This is a genomic window from Candidatus Polarisedimenticolia bacterium (assembly GCA_036001465.1).
GTDB lineage: Bacteria > Acidobacteriota > Polarisedimenticolia > Gp22-AA2 > Gp22-AA2 > Gp22-AA3.
The window spans coordinates 1-14,925 of the sequence record DASYUH010000003.1 but is presented as its reverse complement, the minus strand read 5'-3'; the positions used below and the strand labels follow the sequence as shown (position 1 = coordinate 14,925).

The window sequence follows — 14,925 nt, the reverse complement described above, 5'->3', positions numbered from 1 at the left end:
GCTCAAGCAGCTCGAGTGGCTCGGTGTCGTCGAGTCGGAGACCAAGCCCAACGGGCGCGGGCACCACTACAAGCTCACGGCCGCAGGCCACGACCTCTTCTCGGTCTGCCAGTCGCTCGGCGAGTGGGGTGCGCGTTGGCTTGAGTTGGCCCCCGAGAACCTCGACCCCTTTGTGGCCCTGTGGTCAATGTGCAACGCGCTCCGCCGAGACCGGCTCCCGGATCGACGCGTCGTCATCCGCTTCGACTTCACCGGCCGCCGGCGCCAAGAGCGCTATTGGCTGCTCATGGAGCTCGGAGACACCGAGATCTGCAAGAAGTACCCCGGCCTCGACGAGGACCTCTACATCACGGCCGAAGCCGAAGCCTTCGTCAAATGGCACGCCGGCCAGCTCACCTGGGCCCAGGCCACCCGCGAGGACCGCATCCAGCTCCACGGCCCCTCGTGGCTCGTGCGAGCCTTCCCGACCTGGAACGCCCGCAGCATGTTCGCCCACATCAGGCCGGTCTCCCGAAGCGCCACGAGGCCCGCAGGCTGACATCCTCGACGCGGCCTCCCGCTGCGGCGCCGCACCGCCGCCGGAGTGTGCCGTGAACAGTCTCCCATATCTCACAACCTTGCGCAGGCGGCGCCGATAGTGACGATGTTGGCTCCCAAACGCAGTGGCCGGCAGCGTCTGCCGGCACCGTCTATTGGAGTCTGATGATGGTCTTCCTCTCCATGGCCGCTCTTTCCATTCTCCGATGGCCAGCCTTTAAGCTCCATTTCGATGGAGCTCCTGTGAAGGCCGCACTTATCGACCGATATGGGAGCAATGAGGTGGTCAGAGTGGGTGATCTTGCCGTCCCAACGATGGGCGAGCGTGATGGGAAGCTGAAGCAAGCCGAGGCCGTGGCCGGTGTAGTTGTCCACCGAATCCGAACTCGCGGTTTCGGCATGATTCGTGTTGCTGAACGAACGCCGACGGCAGGGATTTGAGACAGGCTGTTACCCGCGACTTCCCGGTTGGCGATCCAGTCTGGTTGCAACCATGGGACTCTCCCCTCTCTGTGGAACCCACCGAGCGCCATGATCGGTTAGCATAAGCACATGCCGTCGTTTGCCGATGCCCTGCGGGTCCTCAACGACATGAAGGATTCCGGTGTGGTGGAGGACTACGCCGTCGCAGGTGCGATGGCGATGGTTTTCTGGGCTGAGCCCATTCCGACCTACGACCTGGATGTCCTCGTGTTTCTTCCCGGCGACCAGGCGACGATCGTGAGCCTTGCGCCGCTCTATGACTGGGCGGCGGGGCGCGGCTACGCGACCCAGGCCGAGCACGTGATCATCGAAGGAGTGCCCGTCCAGTTCCTTCCGGCGCACAACAGCCTCGCCGAGGAGGCGATCGACCGGGCTGTCACCCTCGAATACGAGGGTGTACCCGTTCGGGTCGTCAGGCCGGAGCATCTCGCCGCCCTCTACCTGGAGCCTGGCGCACGGACCCTGAAGCGACGGGAGCGTGCCGCGGCGCTCATGGAGTCCAGCGCGCTCGATCGGGCGGTGCTCGATGAGCTGCTCAAGAGATTCAAGCTGGAGACTTGAAACATGGTCTCGCCACAGAGAAGACGGCCACGGGCAAGTCCAAGACTCCTGGAGGCCCTCCGCGAGGGCAAGGCGGCCCTGCGCCGGCAGCGGGAAACATTGGCCCTCCGCGAAAAGGTCCAGATCGTCCTCGAGATGCAGCGGGTCTGTCTGCCCCTGATCGCGCGTCGTCGCCGGCTGGCCGAATGGGAGCGGCCCTGGGCGATCACCCCCTGAGTTGGTGGTCGGTCAGGGCCCCCCGTTCCCCGAGCTTCGAAGAGAGTCGCTTGGGGAGCCAGACCTCATCCATTTCGAAACGGCGGGCCGCCGAAACTGCGGCGGGCCGTCATTCAGCTATCTCGGCCGATCAGGCAAGCGGTGCTCGGCTGTGTACGGACTCTTCTGAGTCTTCCCCGTTCTCCGTATCAATGCTCCACCGTCAAGCGCGGAACCCGCGATCGCGAGCAAAAACGATCGCCTGGGCGCGAGTCCACACACCGAGTTTGTCGAACAGATTGGAGACGTGGTTGCGCACGGTCTTTTCGCTGATGCCGAGGCGCTCCGCGATCTGCGCGTTGCCGAGGCCCTCCGTAATCAGCGCCAGGACAGCCCGCTCGCGCGGCGAAAGCGAGCCGAACGCGGGATCCTGACCGCCGACGGGTGCTCCGAGTCCCACGAACTCCAGCATCGCTTCGCGGAAGCGTTCCCAGGCCGGCTCGTCCTCGAGGAGGATGTGGTTCTTCGAGTCCAGCTCGACGAACTGGGCGCCTCGGATCCCGGCTGCGAGGAGGCGGCCTTCCGAGATCGGGACTACACCGTCGTCGCGAGCGTGCAGCACGAGCGTCGGCGCTCGGATCTGTCCCAAGAGCTCGGAGACGTTGACGCTGGCGCGTGCTTCGAGGAGCTCGGCCGCGACCTCGGGTGAAGTCGTCCTGCGGCAGAGATCGTTGAGCCAGCCCATCTGCTCGTCCGTGGCCCCTGGCACGAACCGCGACGTGAATACTTGCCGGAAAGCAGGATTGTCCTTGCCCCAGCCGAGACGGATGATCTCGACGATCGCCCTGTATTCACGCTCCCCCATGGGATCATGACGGTGCGACCAGCCGCGGGCGTAGCCTCCGTACAGCACCAGCCGCGAAACATGCTCCGGATGACGTACCGCATACGCCACACACACCGCGGCACCTTGCGAGATGCCAAGCAGGGCAACCGGCTCCTTGGGGCGAGCCGCGGCCACCACGGCCTCGAGATCCTCGAGCCAGCGCTCGAAGGAGACGTCGCCTACGTCCCAATCGGTCATCCCGGACCCCCGCTCGTCGTAGCGCACGAAGCGGAAATGGTCGCTGAAGAAGCGGATCCAATGTCGCCAGACGGGGCTCTCGCATTCGTACTCGAGGTGAGTCAGCCAGTTGGCAGCCTTGACCAGGATGGGGCCGGTCCCGGCCTCTGCCCAGGCGAGGCGGACGCCATCCGGGGTCCGCAGATAGCGGATGCTCTGACGGATCCTCTTTTCCATCGGCCCGTGACTTCCCTCGCGTGGCCGGGACATTCGTCCCGGGTACTTGCTCCTGATTCTACTCAAACCGGGACAGAACTCCCATGGCGGAGCGTCGTCGGGAGCGCCATCATAGGCCATCGTCGGCATACGGATTTCGCAGGTGGCCTTCATCCACCAGACTATAAGGAGAGAGCAGCATGTTGACGCGAGTCCTGTTCTTCGCCTATGGCAGCCTCTGCTACCTGATCTTCCTGGGCACGTTCCTGTACGCGATCGGTTTTATCGGCAACTTCGGGGTCGCGAGGACACTGGACGGCGCTCTGAGTGGGTCCCTCCTGAGCGCCCTCGCCACCAACGCGGGTCTCCTGGCGCTCTTCGCGGTGCAGCACAGCGTCATGGCCCGCAAGTGGTTCAAGGAGAGATGGACTCGGATCGTGCCGAAGCCGATCGAACGTGCGACCTACGTTTTCTTCTCGAGCCTCGCCCTCATCCTGCTGTTCTGGCAGTGGCGGCCGATGGGTGGTGAGGTCTGGTCGGTCGAGGATCCGATCGGACGTATCGTCCTGTGGGGGATGTTCGGCTTCGGCTGGGGGCTGGTGTTGGTGTCGACCTTCCTGATCAATCACTTCGATCTGTTCGGCCTGCGCCAGGTCTGGCTGTATTTGCTCGGCAAGCCTTACAGCGGCATGCGTCTCACGACCCCGGGACCATACCATCTGGTGAGGCACCCGCTGTACCTTGGCTGGTTGTTCGCCTTCTGGATGACCCCGACCATGTCGCTTGCGCACCTGCTGTTCGCGACCGTCACCACTGCTTACATCCTGCTGGCGATCCGGTTCGAGGAGCGAGACCTGATCCGCGAGCACGGGCCGGCCTATGAGCACTACCGGCTTCGCGTTCCGATGCTCGTGCCCCTGGTCCGGCGCCGCCGCGCCGCGGCCTCAGGGGCCGTCACAAGACCGGACCAGGCTTTGTAGCCAGGCTTTCAGAAGTGGGCGTGATCGAGGTCCTATCGCGTTCCGGAGCGAGACCACCGGCGGATTCAAACCAGGAATTCGAGCCCGTAGGTCGTCGTCTGGGGCACAGATCTGGTTTTACGATTTCAGGGGCTCCCCTCACTCCTTGATTTCGAGCGTCCTGTGTGGTAAATGTAGCTGAATCTCGGATCAGCGGACGTGTGGGGGAGGGCAGCCTCGATGAATCGCGATCAGCTTCGCCGCGACCTCAGAGGGGCCGGCGGCGCTATCCTGGCGGTCGCGCTCGTTCTGGCGAACGGCGCGCCGGGCGCGGCGGAGGGCTCGCGCCGCGTGATCGACGAGGGGCAGGGAACGGAGGGGGCACCCTCCCTCGAAGCCTCGGGCGATTTCGATGGCGATGGCCGGGCTGACCGGGTGACCGTCTCCGTGGATACTGGCGCAATCCGGGTCGCCTATGGCGAGATGAACGGGACCCTTTCCGCCCCTGTGCAGGTGGCGACTGCACACGATCCAGCGCGCCTGCAGACGGCGGATCTGAACGGCGATCTCCAGGACGACCTGGAGGTGTACTCCACGAGGGGAGCGCTGCACGTCCTTCTCGGGCGCGCGGCGCCCGCTTTCGACGTGATCGGCCCGCTGGGTGAGGCGCCCTCCTCGGATGGCGCCCCCGCGGATCCGGGGCTAGACACGCACCCATCGTGCCTCGCTCCGCCTTTTGATCCGCGCCCGCACGGGTTCTGGAATTTCACGATCGACCTCGGCGGTCTGGAGTTCCGTGACGGAGCGCTTCTCTCGTGGGCGACGGACTGCGAGATCGCGGTTCAGGGCTTCAACGTGGTGAGGCTGCTGTTCCGAGGGTCGACGGTCGAGCGCATCCAGCTCAACGGGGCACCGATCGTCTGCCAGGGATGTGATGATGGCATAGGGTACGGCTACACGTTTCTCGTGCCCCGACACCGCAGCATCCACAATTTGTTCATCGAGGCCGTTTTCATCGACGGGCGCGCCAAGTATCTCGGCCCTCCGGCTGTCAGCACGAGACCGTATCTTTATCCTTGAACGTCCCCTGTTCTCGATCGTGTTCGTCGGCCGCAGCGATACTGAAGCATCACGATTTCGTAGATGGTGCAGATGTGCGGGTGGTTCAGGGCGGAGGCGGTGCGAGCCTCGCGCTGGAAGCGTTCCAGGGCCGAGAGGTCGTGCGCCAGATGCTCCGGAGGAACTTCAGGGCGACGCCCCGGCCCAGCCTGGTGTCCTCCGCCCGGTAGACGACACCCATGCCTCCTCCGCCCAGCTTTTCCAGGATACGGTAGTGGGGAATCGTCTCGTGCGTCATGGCCCGGGGGCTCATCCCGAAAAATGTAGGGGGGGATTCTATCACCCGCGCTGGCCGGAGACGGCGCCCCTGCGAGACCCTAACCCTCGGGTGCGACCGGGCGCAGGCGGATCTCGATGCGGCGGTTCCTGGCCCGTCCTTCCTCGGTCTTGTTGGGCGCGACCGGCAGGGTGTCGGCCACCGAGACGGCGCGCATGCGCTTGCTCGAGAGCCCCGACTCGGCGAAGAGCCGGACGACGCTCGCCGCGCGGGCTCCGGCCAGCTCCCAGTTGGTGGGGTACTGCTTGACGAGCGCCGGGCCGATCGGCTTGTTGTCCGTGTGCCCGATCACCAGGATCTGGTGCGACGATTTCTTGAGCTGGGTCGCGACCTTGCCCAGCACCAACGTGCCGTTCTTGTCGAGCGCGGCGGAGCCGGAGTCGAACAGGATGTCCTGGGCAACGTTGACGCGCAGCCCGTCGCGGAGCTGCTTGACCTCGACCTGTCCGGCTTTCAGCTCCTTCTTGAGGTCGGCGACCAGTCCGTCGTAAGTCTCTTGAAGCTTGCGGGCCTCTTCCTCGCGCTCGCGCAGCTTCGAGTCGAGCTCCTGTCCCTGCGTCTGCAGGGTCGCCACCTTCGCCTCGAGGACGGTCTTTTCGGTCGCGAGCGCGGTCTTCTCCTGCACCAGCGTCTCGCCGGTGCGGCTGGCGCTTTCGACTTGGTTCCGGAGCTGCTCGTAGCGCGTCGCGCAGAGGTCCCGTTCCTGCTCGACCTGGGTGTACTGGGCCTTGGAGACGCAGCCGGCCACTGCGAGCGCTCCGGCCGCGATAAGGGCCAGCGCGGGGAGGGTTACGGGGAGGCGCGCCGCGCGCCGGGTCCGCAGCCAGGAGATCGAGTGATCAACCATGATCGCATCCTCCCTTCCATCGACGGGGGAGTGGGCCGCTCTCGCCCAGTCCCCGTCGATGGCGGTTTACGAGCTCTGCTCGTCGGGTGCGATCGGGCGCAGGCGGATCTCGATACGGCGGTTCTTGGCCCGTCCTTCCTCGGTCTTGTTGGACTTGACCGGCTGGGTGTCGGCCACCGAGACGGCGCGCATGCGCTTGCTCGAGAGCCCCGACTCGGCGAAGAGCCGGACGACGCTCGCCGCGCGGGCCCCGGCCAGCTCCCAGTTGGTGGGGTACCGCTTGACGAGCGCCGGGCCGATCGGCTTGTTGTCCGTGTGCCCGATCACCAGGATCTGGTGCGACGATTTCTTGAGCTGAGTCGCGACCTTGCCCAGCACCGACGTGCCGTTCTTGTCGAGCCCGGCGGAGCCGGAGTCGAACAGGATGTCCTGGGCGACGTTGACGCGCAGGCCATCGCGCAGCTGCTCGACCTCGATCTGCCCCGCCTTCATCTCCTTCTCGAGGCTCTTCTTGAGGCCGTCGTAAGTCTCTTGAAGCTTGCGGGCCTCTTCCTCGCGCTCGCGCAGCTTCGAGTCGAGCTCCTGTCCCTGCGTCTGCAGGGTCGCCACCTTCGATTCGAGGGCGGTCTTTTCGGCCGCGAGCTCGTTGTTGCGCGCCGACAGGGCGTCGCGCTCCTGCTCGACCTGATAGTACCGGTCGGTCGAGATGCAGGCGGTCGAGGCGCCACCGGCGATGACGATCGCACCGGCCGTGAGCAGGGCCAGGGCACGGACGCGCGCCGCGTGGTGGGTCCACCGTGAAGACCTCCGAGAATTGAACCGCATTGGATCCTCCCTTCCGTCGAAGCGCGGGAGCGGGCCAGTGGCAGGTGTCCCGCGACAGATCGACAGAGAGAATGTAGGAACCGCGCCTGCGCGAGGCAAGAGCGCTTGTCCGGGGCGTCCTGCGTGTCAATGATCCGGCGATGGGGGCCCCGGTTCGTGCCGCAAAATCGTTCGCCGGAAGGCAATCAGCTGCGAATCGCCGCGCGCTGCCGTTACGAAAGTGGACGATGTGCCGGTGACCCGGTTGCGATCACTCGGCGGATCACCATGAGCGAGGGCTCTCATGGTTCGGGAGGGAATCTGGTCGCCTCAGAAGCGGCAGCGAGAGCGTTCGCGTAGACTGCCGCTTGGATGCCGCATCTCTGGCGATTGGCGGTCCAAATCGGTCGGATCTGCCGCTTCAGTGCCGGTGGATGTTCGTCCGATCGCCGCCGCGAGAGTCGCTGGACTTCCGCCATGCTCCTGCGAGACATCTGCTCAGTGGTCGTGAGGGTTTCCATGAGGCTTGCCGGGCTTACCGCCGTGGCCCTTGGGCCCCTTGCCCTCCTTGCGGGTCCCAGCATCTTCGCCCGATTCAGCCCGATCCCGGCGGTCTTCCATTCGGTCTGCACGCCCATTCGCACGGTGTCGATGCGCCGCGAAGCGTTCAACGGTGACACCGCGCTTTCTCTCTGCCACCACCGTATAAGGGCTGACGCGGTAGTACCTCGAGGCGACCTGTAACTTGGTGAGCTCGACAAAGTCGCGATCCTCGACCACGAATCGTTCTCGGGGGTGGTTCCTCCAGTAGCCCCACGCGCGGCCGTAGGGAGGGCCTGGGTCGCGGTCGATCCCGACGAAGAGGACAGAGGGGGCGACGTGCACGCGGTACATGATGGCGGACCAGGAGTTGCCGCTGAGCCGGAGGTTGAGGATTTCGGCTGGTGGTCTCCCCGAAGCGCGCGCCAGGAAGAGGATCGTCGGATAATCATCCTCGGGGTGGGGGCAGCGCCGGACCACAACGGTCGCCACTTCCGGGGGCGGCGCATAGTATTCGTTCGTGATGTTCAGGAAGACTTTCGCGTCGTCGCTGATAGGCAGCCCGACGCTGATGTCGAAGGCAACACCCGCCCACGAGATGGCTGCAGAAGCCAGGGACGTGGAGAGAAGAATCATCAGAGCCCTCACGACCCTTCCGCTCAGCACTGCGGTGACGCGGCACCTGCTCATCGTTCCCTCCCATTGCGATGTTGTGGGTGAAGGCCCATGCCGGGAATATAGGTGGCGGACCTTTATGTCGCAACGGAAAGGCAGGCGGGTCAAAGCCAGGTCGGTGGTCGGCTGGTTACAGGATTGAACTCCAGCCGGACCGGGGGCCTCCGCGAGACCCCCGGTCCGAACAGCGACCTACTGCTTGTTCATGTCCTCGCCCTTCTCCAGCCTGGCGATCATCCGCGTCACGTTGTCCTTGTTCGCCTGATCGGGAGCGAGCGGGAGCGACGTGCGCGCGTATTTCAGCGCCGTCTTGTAGTCCCCCATCGCCGAGTAGGCCCGGGCGATCCCGAGATCGAGCGGCCACTTCCCCGGCATCCGCTTGGAGGCCGCCTGAAAGACCTTGAGGGCCTCCTCGGCGCGCCCTTCGCCGATCATCGGCCGGGCGTACTGGTAGATGTCGAACGGCCCGGCGGCCGGATGGGCCAGCGCCTTCTCCATCGTCGCCTTCGCCTCGGCCGCCTTGCCGTTGGCCTTCTGGGCCTCGGAGAGACTGCGCAGGGTGGTGAAGTTCTGCTCGCCGATGAACGGGCCGTCGACGGCGGTCTTCGCCCACCGCTCCGCCACGTCGAGGTGGACCTTCTGCTGGACGAGGTAGTCGGCGGCCTGCTGCCAGCCGTGGTAGTCGAACCCGGGCGAGTCCTTCAGCTCGTTCCTGAGCGTCTGGTAGTACAGCTCGGCGATGTCGGGAACGGCGATGGCGATCGGGACCTGCAGATCTTCCCAGGCGAGGGCCAGCACCGTCTTGTCCGGCTGCCGGTCGATGAACTCGTAGGTCAGCCACTCGCGGTACGGGGCCTTCGCCGGCTTGACCGTCACGCGCAGCGCATCCTCGCTCTCGTCGTAGAAATAGCTCCCCCACGAGGTGGAGTTCCTGGAGAAGATCACCGTCCACTCGCTCTCCCCCGCGAGGAAGTGCAGGCCGTAGGTCCCCGCGGCGATCGGTTTCCCCTCGACCGTCACGGGGTGGGAGAAGCGGATGACGGTGTTCTCGTTGGCGCCGCCGCGCCAGGGGCACTTCTTGCCGCAGGTGCCGAAGGTCTCCTCGGCGTACCCGTAGTGCACGAGGGTGCCCCAGATCTTCCCCCTCCGGTCCGCCCCGTCGGGGGCATGGACATCCGGGCTGGAATAGTCGACGGTGACGGTCGCCGGCCCGATGTGCTGGATGACGGTGCACTTCTGATTGTCGCCGCTCGGCGGGAGCGTGACGTCCTGGGCCCGGACCGGAGCGGCCGGGGCGAGGACGAGCAGAGTGGCGAGGCCGAACACTGCGACATGGAGACGGATCATGCAGACTCCTCTCGAAAGAGCGGCGGGAGATGCGCTGACTGGCAGGCCGGATCACGGCGCGCGCCTCGAGCCGGCGTATCCGCCGGACCCGCGCGCCTGTCCGGAAGTCCCCGTCTCCTGCGCGCTGACGATTCAGCCGCAATTGTAGGCCGGTCGGCGGCCGGCCCGTCAACTACCTCGCCGGGCCCGGACGGCCTTGCGCTCTGGATAGCCGCCGCTTGCCCAGGAGGAGGCCAAGGGTGTCGGTGTCCGAGACCTCGGATTTGATTGAAAACACACTGCGAAGTTAACATGAGCTGCCGGAGGCGAGAGGTGCCGCTGGGCGCGCGGACGCCGCGGCTGAGCGGGAGCCTTAGCCAGAACGAGCGATCAAGGTATCAATTCATGGGTTGGCGACCTCTCACCCTTCACAGTCTCGGAACACTCCTCGCCGATCAGGATCGCGAGCTCGAACCGACTCTCAAGTCAAAGCTGTCGCCGTTTCGGTGCAATCCCTCGATAGTTCCTTGCGTCAGAGCCGGGCAACCTGACCGGGACAGCATGTGGGTGGTGGCTCGGGCCGGGGAGCGAGTGCTCCTCTATGACTCCGTAGAGGAGGAGTTCGGCACGGGGGTGGTCGACCGCGACGGGGTGCTCCGAGACTGGGGTACATCCGGTCACAAGCTCAAGTGGTCTGTTGCGCGTTTTCTGGCAGATCAAAGTAACGAGTCTGGCGAACAGCCGGCTCAAGCTGCTGACGCGCGGGAGGCCGGCGGTGTTCGCAGCTCAGACGGAGCGTTGGGCAGTCCGCGCAGGATTATGGCCGAAATGGACCATCGCAGAGCTTCGGTGGTGGTGTCGGTGACCCATTCGCCATTGGCATTCATTTACCGGCTGTGCGTCCCGACTGTCACGATCAATGGAAAGAAAGAACGCCGGCCATGGGGTGTGCACTCTTTCGAATTACCGCCGGGAGATTGCGAAATTTCGGTTTCATATCCCTGGCTCTTTTCTCCGGAGTGCGGGAAGAACACGGTTCACTTCACTTTGCGAGCGGGGGAATCGAGGAGAATTCTTTACCGCGCGGGCCTGATACGGTATCTGCCCGGCAAGATGACCGTGTATTGACTGCCAACGCGTGCCGGCGACACCGTCAGATGTGGGAGGCGAGGAGCAGCCGGATCTTCCGGGCGAGACTCTCCGGCGCCGCAGGATCGGGATGCGAGCGGTACAGGGCGGCCGCGCGCCGGGTCCGTGTGAGGCGCCGGATCTCGGCGAGCACGGGAGCGAAGCGCCGCGCCCTGTCGGCGTTGGACACGAAGCGGAGATTCCGGGGGTCGACACGTCCCAGCTCGATGGCGCGACGCACCCGGAGCCGGCACCGGCAGGAGCGATCTGGACTGACGAGACCGCACCTCGCGTTCATGAACGCGACGATGTCCTGTCTGGCGCGTGACAGGCGCTTGCGGTACGTGGGCGGGTCGATCTCGAGGATCCGCGCCGCATCGGGGCCGTCCAGCTCCAGGATCTCTCCCACGATGTATGCCAGACGATGTGGCCGGTCGAGGCACGAGAGCATACCCAGCGTGCAGCCGACTTTCACCTCTTCGAGCAGGAGGGCCTCCTCGACCGGCGTCTCGATGGTGGATGGCCCTTCCGAGAGCCCTGCGTCGAGATCGCGCGCGAACATCTCGAAGGTCATCTGTTGCTCCTCGAGACGGCTCCGCCGGGCTGTAAGGAGGTAGTTCGCAGCCACACGATAGACCCAGGTCAGGAAGGAGCTCTCGCCTCGGAAGCCGGCCAGTCCCGTGATGACGCGCATCAGGATCTCCTGCGTGGCGTCGCGGGCGTCTTCCGGGTGCCAGAGCATCCTCAGCGAAAGGCCGTAGATCTTGTCCTGGATCCGGGAAACGATCGCTTCGAGGCTCGTCCGGTCTCCGGTGCGGGCGGAAGCAACGAGATCCTCGAGCGGAGCCTCTTCCTGCTGTGTCGACAGGGTCACCTCCGCGCCTCTCCGGCGGAGGATCCTCGGCCGAGAAGCATCCGCAATCGTTCCAGCTCGGCGCGCAAGGTCCTCGACTGCTGATCGAGCGCTCCTTCGAGGAGCTCGAGCGGAACCGGTGGAGATGTCAGGACAAAGCAGTAGAGGGAGCGGTCCGGCTGCAACTCGATCACCCGCGAGTACGCCTTCGCGACGCTTCCATCGGGAAAAGTCATGACCCAGTCCACGGTGCCCTGGGCGCGGGACGCCCGCACCTCGAGACCGACATCGAACGAGCCGCCGGGCGTCATGAGCGTAGCACGCCCGCCCGAGACTGTCTTGAATGCGCTCGTCCACCGCGGCAGCGTCGCCGCATCGGCCAAGTACGCAAACACGTCTTCCGCTCCGCGCTCGATTCCCACGCTCTGAACATCAAAGGTTCGCATCACATCCTCCTGACGGGGATGACCTCCCCTCGGGCCTTTGGACTGGGTTGGGTGGGGTGGTGTGACCGCTTTCCAGCCCGGAGCAGGGCATCGGATCCTATTTTCTGGACGCGGCTGGCGCATCGGGCGAGCGCTGTCTCGACGTTCGGTTGGGCCGGATGCACCAGGGGACGTACAATATCAGCCTCATCGTGGTTGGCCGCGGGCGATCGGACCTGACCGAGTAGCAGGACAACTCGCATGAACATTCTTCTCCTGTCCATGCCAGACTCCTTCGAGCACATGCCACCGGTCGGGATTCGGATGCCGAACGGCGCGCTGACCTCCCTGGCAGGGAACGTCGATCCGCACCACAGGGTCTCGGTCGCGGATCTCATCCTGGTACAGGACCGAGTCCGCCGGACAATTTGCCAGCTCATCGGCGACCTGAATCCGGACATCGTGGGCCTCTCGATCATGACCTTTCAGCGCAGGACCGCGAAGAAGATCATGGAGCTCGTCCGGTCGCTGCGGCCCCAGGCCCGCATCGTGGTCGGAGGCTACGATCCGAGCCTGGCGCCGGAGGCCTATGCGGTTACGTCGGCGGGCGGCGCCGACTTCATCGTGCGCGGTGAAGGGGAGATCACCTTTCGGGATCTGGTGCGGGCGATCGAGACGGGAGACGGACGGGAGAGCATCGCGGGCCTAACCTACCGCAGCGGGGACGGCTTCCGCCGCAATCCCGACCGGCCCGTGAACCGCCTGCGCACCGGCGAGCTGCGCCCTCCGAAGCGGGGCGCACGCGTGCTGCGGGGTTACACGCTGCTCGGGTGGCCGGTCGACGTGATCGAGACCTCGCGCGGGTGCACGTTCGACTGCAGTTTCTGCTCGATCATCGCGATGCGAGGCCGGAACTTCCACACCTTCGAATTCGGACGCGTGCTCGATGACATCCACGACGCCCGCGCACACGGGGCACGAGCCGTCTTCATCGTCGATGACAATATCACCCTGGATGTCCGGCGCTTCGAGGCCTTCTGCCGCGCCATCATCGAGGCGAAGCTGAACTCGATCCGCTACATCGTCCAGGCGATGACCTCGTCCATCGCGAACCATGGCGAGACGCTGGCGCCGCTGATGCGCCAGGCGGGCTTCCGCTACGTGTTTCTCGGCATCGAGAATATCCTGGAGGACGACCTCGAGTTCCTGCGCGCCTCGTCCAAGAACCGGGAGCGGAAGAATGGGCACGTCGTGGGCAACGCCACCCTCACCGCCATCGATCACCTGCACCGCAACAAGATGTACGTCGTCGGCGGCCTGATCGTCGGGAACCCCGGGGACACCCGTGAATCGATCGAGGCGAACCTGGAGTTCGCGCGTCGCCATGTCGACTGGCCCTACATCCAGCACCCGACACCGTACCCCGGCACCCCCATGACGGCGGACTTCCGCGACCGCGGACTGATCATCAGCGAGCGGCTCGAGGAGTACGACGGGACGACGGCGGTCGTGCGCAGCGAGCACCTGGCGGCCGAGGAGATCGAGTTCCAGCGCTGGAGCGCCGAGCGCTGGATGAAGGTCCACCACCTGCCCGCCGTGTTGCGGCAAAGCCCGCTCTTCGTCCTGCGCCACGGGCACAGGATGATGAGCCACACGTTCCGGGGCAGCACGCTCAAGACGATTCTGGGCGTCGAAGACGAACGGGTGGCATTCGAGCGCTACAGGGCGATCCGGCGAGCCGAGCGCGACTACCTCGATGATGGGGACCCCGGGGAAGCCCCTCCCAGATCCCTCCCCGCCAGAGATCTCCTCAACTGATCATCCCGTGCAAGCGCTCCCGGCTGCAGTCCTGACTGTGACGATGGCGATCGGCGGGGTGACGCCGGGACGCACAGAGGAGAAGCCGCAGCTCGACGCCGCCTTCCGCAGGATGTACGAGCTTCGGTTCGACGAGGCTCGCAGAGACATCCTGGCTTATCGGCACGCGCATCCAGACGATCCTCTCGGCGCGGCCGCCGAAGCGGCCAGCTATCTGTTCGAGGAGTTCGACCGCGAGGGCGTCCTGACGTCCGAGTTCTTCCTCGACGACGAGAGATTGCTCGGCGGTGCCCGGGGGCAACCCGACCCGCGGCGACGCGCGGCGTTTCTCGGCGCCAACGAGATCGCCCGGAACATGGCGCGCGCGCGCGTCGACGCCAATCCCAACGACCCGGACGGTCTCTTTGTCCTCACTCTCACCGACGGGATGGAGGGAGACTTCGAGGCCGTGATCGAGAAGCGCCAACTCTCGAGCCTCTCCCTGATCCGCCGGGCCGAGAGAGAAGCCACGCGGCTGCTGGCCGTGCGGGCCGACGCCCTGGACGCCTACGTCGCGCTCGGCGCCGCGAACTACATCATCGGCTGCCTGCCGGCCTACAAGCGAGTCCTGCTGTGGTTCGGGGGAGTGCACGGAGACCGCCAGCGTGGCATGGAGCAGCTGGAAGTGGCCGCGGAACGAGGCCACTACCTGCGACCACTGGCGAAGGCGCTGCTGGCCCTGGCCGCCGAGCGCGAGGATCAGCCCGACCGCGCCCGCACGCTCTTCGAAGAACTCGCTCGCGAGTTTCCCGCGAATCCGATCTTCGCCCGCGAGCTGGCGCTGGCGCAGAAAGGCGGCGCATCCGTGAGGCCGCCCCGTGGCCCGTAGGCCGATCACTTCGCGGACCGAAGATCCGCGACAACCACAATAGGGATGCGCCTAGTGCGAGCGGGCCGAGAGGGAGATCTTCCGCAACACCGCGTTCACGACGCGGTCACAGCGTGCCAGATGGAATTGGAACGCGGCAGGGCTCGCCGAACCCGTGCGGTGGTATAGCTCGTCACGCAGGAGGGAACGCGCCCGGTGCAGCCGCGTCTTGACCACGTCCTCGGAGACCCC

At 65.5% G+C, this 14,925-nt stretch carries 17 protein-coding genes; 8 read left to right on the top strand and 9 right to left on the bottom strand.

What is annotated here, in order from left to right:
• From VGV60_00305 to VGV60_00295, 3 genes are all read left to right on the top strand, one after another.
• The coding region (locus VGV60_00305) for a winged helix-turn-helix transcriptional regulator (protein ID HEV8699697.1) at window positions 1-538 on the top strand (538 nt) is incomplete at its 5' end.
• 164 nt (window positions 539-702) lie between these two features.
• Complete coding sequence (locus VGV60_00300) at window positions 703-978, top strand: hypothetical protein (GenBank protein HEV8699696.1); 276 nt, start codon at window positions 703-705, stop codon at window positions 976-978.
• Between the two features lie 111 nt (window positions 979-1,089).
• Complete coding sequence (locus VGV60_00295; protein ID HEV8699695.1) at window positions 1,090-1,581, top strand: hypothetical protein; 492 nt, start codon at window positions 1,090-1,092, stop codon at window positions 1,579-1,581.
• A 418-nt stretch (window positions 1,582-1,999) separates the two neighbouring features.
• Here VGV60_00295 and VGV60_00290 read toward each other — a convergent pair whose 3' ends face one another.
• Window positions 2,000-3,229: an alpha/beta fold hydrolase gene (locus tag VGV60_00290; GenBank protein HEV8699694.1), complete on the bottom strand. Its 1,230-nt coding sequence runs from the start codon at window positions 3,227-3,229 to the stop codon at window positions 2,000-2,002.
• A gap of 26 nt (window positions 3,230-3,255) precedes the next feature.
• Between VGV60_00290 and VGV60_00285 the strand changes: the two genes are divergently transcribed.
• Both VGV60_00285 and VGV60_00280 read left to right on the top strand, forming a co-directional pair.
• Window positions 3,256-4,035 (top strand): isoprenylcysteine carboxylmethyltransferase family protein, encoded by a 780-nt coding sequence (locus tag VGV60_00285; protein ID HEV8699693.1) that lies wholly within the window; start codon window positions 3,256-3,258, stop codon window positions 4,033-4,035.
• Between the two features lie 219 nt (window positions 4,036-4,254).
• Complete coding sequence (locus VGV60_00280; GenBank protein HEV8699692.1) at window positions 4,255-5,094, top strand: VCBS repeat-containing protein; 840 nt, start codon at window positions 4,255-4,257, stop codon at window positions 5,092-5,094.
• Window positions 5,095-5,179: 85 nt separating this feature from the next.
• Here VGV60_00280 and VGV60_00275 read toward each other — a convergent pair whose 3' ends face one another.
• The 5 genes from VGV60_00275 to VGV60_00255 all read right to left on the bottom strand — a co-directional run bounded on the left by VGV60_00275 (window position 5,180) and on the right by VGV60_00255 (window position 9,623).
• Window positions 5,180-5,371, bottom strand: a complete 192-nt coding sequence (locus VGV60_00275; protein ID HEV8699691.1) for a hypothetical protein — start codon at window positions 5,369-5,371, stop codon at window positions 5,180-5,182.
• Window positions 5,372-5,450: 79 nt separating this feature from the next.
• Window positions 5,451-6,257 carry an OmpA family protein gene (locus tag VGV60_00270; GenBank protein ID HEV8699690.1) on the bottom strand — a complete coding sequence of 269 codons (807 nt, stop codon included), beginning with the start codon at window positions 6,255-6,257 and terminating at the stop codon, window positions 5,451-5,453.
• A 66-nt stretch (window positions 6,258-6,323) separates the two neighbouring features.
• Window positions 6,324-7,082 carry an OmpA family protein gene (locus VGV60_00265; protein HEV8699689.1) on the bottom strand — a complete coding sequence of 253 codons (759 nt, stop codon included), beginning with the start codon at window positions 7,080-7,082 and terminating at the stop codon, window positions 6,324-6,326.
• Window positions 7,083-7,559: 477 nt separating this feature from the next.
• On the bottom strand, window positions 7,560-8,291 hold the full coding sequence (locus tag VGV60_00260) for a hypothetical protein (GenBank protein ID HEV8699688.1): 732 nt from the start codon (window positions 8,289-8,291) through the stop codon (window positions 7,560-7,562).
• A gap of 177 nt (window positions 8,292-8,468) precedes the next feature.
• Window positions 8,469-9,623, bottom strand: coding sequence for a DUF2911 domain-containing protein (locus tag VGV60_00255; GenBank protein HEV8699687.1), 1,155 nt, complete (start codon window positions 9,621-9,623; stop codon window positions 8,469-8,471).
• 570 nt (window positions 9,624-10,193) lie between these two features.
• Here VGV60_00255 and VGV60_00250 point away from each other — a divergent pair.
• On the top strand, window positions 10,194-10,730 hold the full coding sequence (locus VGV60_00250) for a hypothetical protein (GenBank protein HEV8699686.1): 537 nt from the start codon (window positions 10,194-10,196) through the stop codon (window positions 10,728-10,730).
• A gap of 25 nt (window positions 10,731-10,755) precedes the next feature.
• On the opposite strand, the gene VGV60_00245 is transcribed toward VGV60_00250, so the two are convergent.
• Both VGV60_00245 and VGV60_00240 read right to left on the bottom strand, forming a co-directional pair.
• Window positions 10,756-11,604 (bottom strand): RNA polymerase sigma factor, encoded by an 849-nt coding sequence (locus VGV60_00245; protein ID HEV8699685.1) that lies wholly within the window; start codon window positions 11,602-11,604, stop codon window positions 10,756-10,758.
• Window positions 11,601-12,029, bottom strand: coding sequence for an SRPBCC family protein (locus VGV60_00240; GenBank protein ID HEV8699684.1), 429 nt, complete (start codon window positions 12,027-12,029; stop codon window positions 11,601-11,603). The genes VGV60_00245 and VGV60_00240 overlap by 4 nt, the downstream gene beginning before the upstream one ends.
• A gap of 240 nt (window positions 12,030-12,269) precedes the next feature.
• On the opposite strand from VGV60_00240, the gene VGV60_00235 reads away from it, so the two are divergent.
• Window positions 12,270-13,826 (top strand): radical SAM protein, encoded by a 1,557-nt coding sequence (locus tag VGV60_00235; GenBank protein HEV8699683.1) that lies wholly within the window; start codon window positions 12,270-12,272, stop codon window positions 13,824-13,826.
• 7 nt (window positions 13,827-13,833) lie between these two features.
• Complete coding sequence (locus VGV60_00230) at window positions 13,834-14,694, top strand: hypothetical protein (protein ID HEV8699682.1); 861 nt, start codon at window positions 13,834-13,836, stop codon at window positions 14,692-14,694.
• 51 nt (window positions 14,695-14,745) lie between these two features.
• Here the strand turns inward: VGV60_00230 and VGV60_00225 are convergent.
• Window positions 14,746-14,925, bottom strand: a 180-nt coding sequence (locus VGV60_00225) for a hypothetical protein (protein HEV8699681.1), incomplete at its 5' end; no start/stop codon positions are given.

Coding starts and splice junctions, on each gene's coding strand:
- VGV60_00300 (HEV8699696.1), top strand. CDS start 703: ATGATGGTCTTCCTCTCCATGGCCGCTCTTTCCATTCTCCGATGGCCA.
- VGV60_00295 (HEV8699695.1), top strand. CDS start 1,090: ATGCCGTCGTTTGCCGATGCCCTGCGGGTCCTCAACGACATGAAGGAT.
- VGV60_00290 (HEV8699694.1), bottom strand. CDS start 3,229: ATGAAGGCCACCTGCGAAATCCGTATGCCGACGATGGCCTATGATGGC.
- VGV60_00285 (HEV8699693.1), top strand. CDS start 3,256: ATGTTGACGCGAGTCCTGTTCTTCGCCTATGGCAGCCTCTGCTACCTG.
- VGV60_00280 (HEV8699692.1), top strand. CDS start 4,255: ATGAATCGCGATCAGCTTCGCCGCGACCTCAGAGGGGCCGGCGGCGCT.
- VGV60_00275 (HEV8699691.1), bottom strand. CDS start 5,371: ATGACGCACGAGACGATTCCCCACTACCGTATCCTGGAAAAGCTGGGC.
- VGV60_00270 (HEV8699690.1), bottom strand. CDS start 6,257: ATGGTTGATCACTCGATCTCCTGGCTGCGGACCCGGCGCGCGGCGCGC.
- VGV60_00265 (HEV8699689.1), bottom strand. CDS start 7,082: ATGCGGTTCAATTCTCGGAGGTCTTCACGGTGGACCCACCACGCGGCG.
- VGV60_00260 (HEV8699688.1), bottom strand. CDS start 8,291: ATGAGCAGGTGCCGCGTCACCGCAGTGCTGAGCGGAAGGGTCGTGAGG.
- VGV60_00255 (HEV8699687.1), bottom strand. CDS start 9,623: ATGATCCGTCTCCATGTCGCAGTGTTCGGCCTCGCCACTCTGCTCGTC.
- VGV60_00240 (HEV8699684.1), bottom strand. CDS start 12,029: ATGCGAACCTTTGATGTTCAGAGCGTGGGAATCGAGCGCGGAGCGGAA.
- VGV60_00235 (HEV8699683.1), top strand. CDS start 12,270: ATGAACATTCTTCTCCTGTCCATGCCAGACTCCTTCGAGCACATGCCA.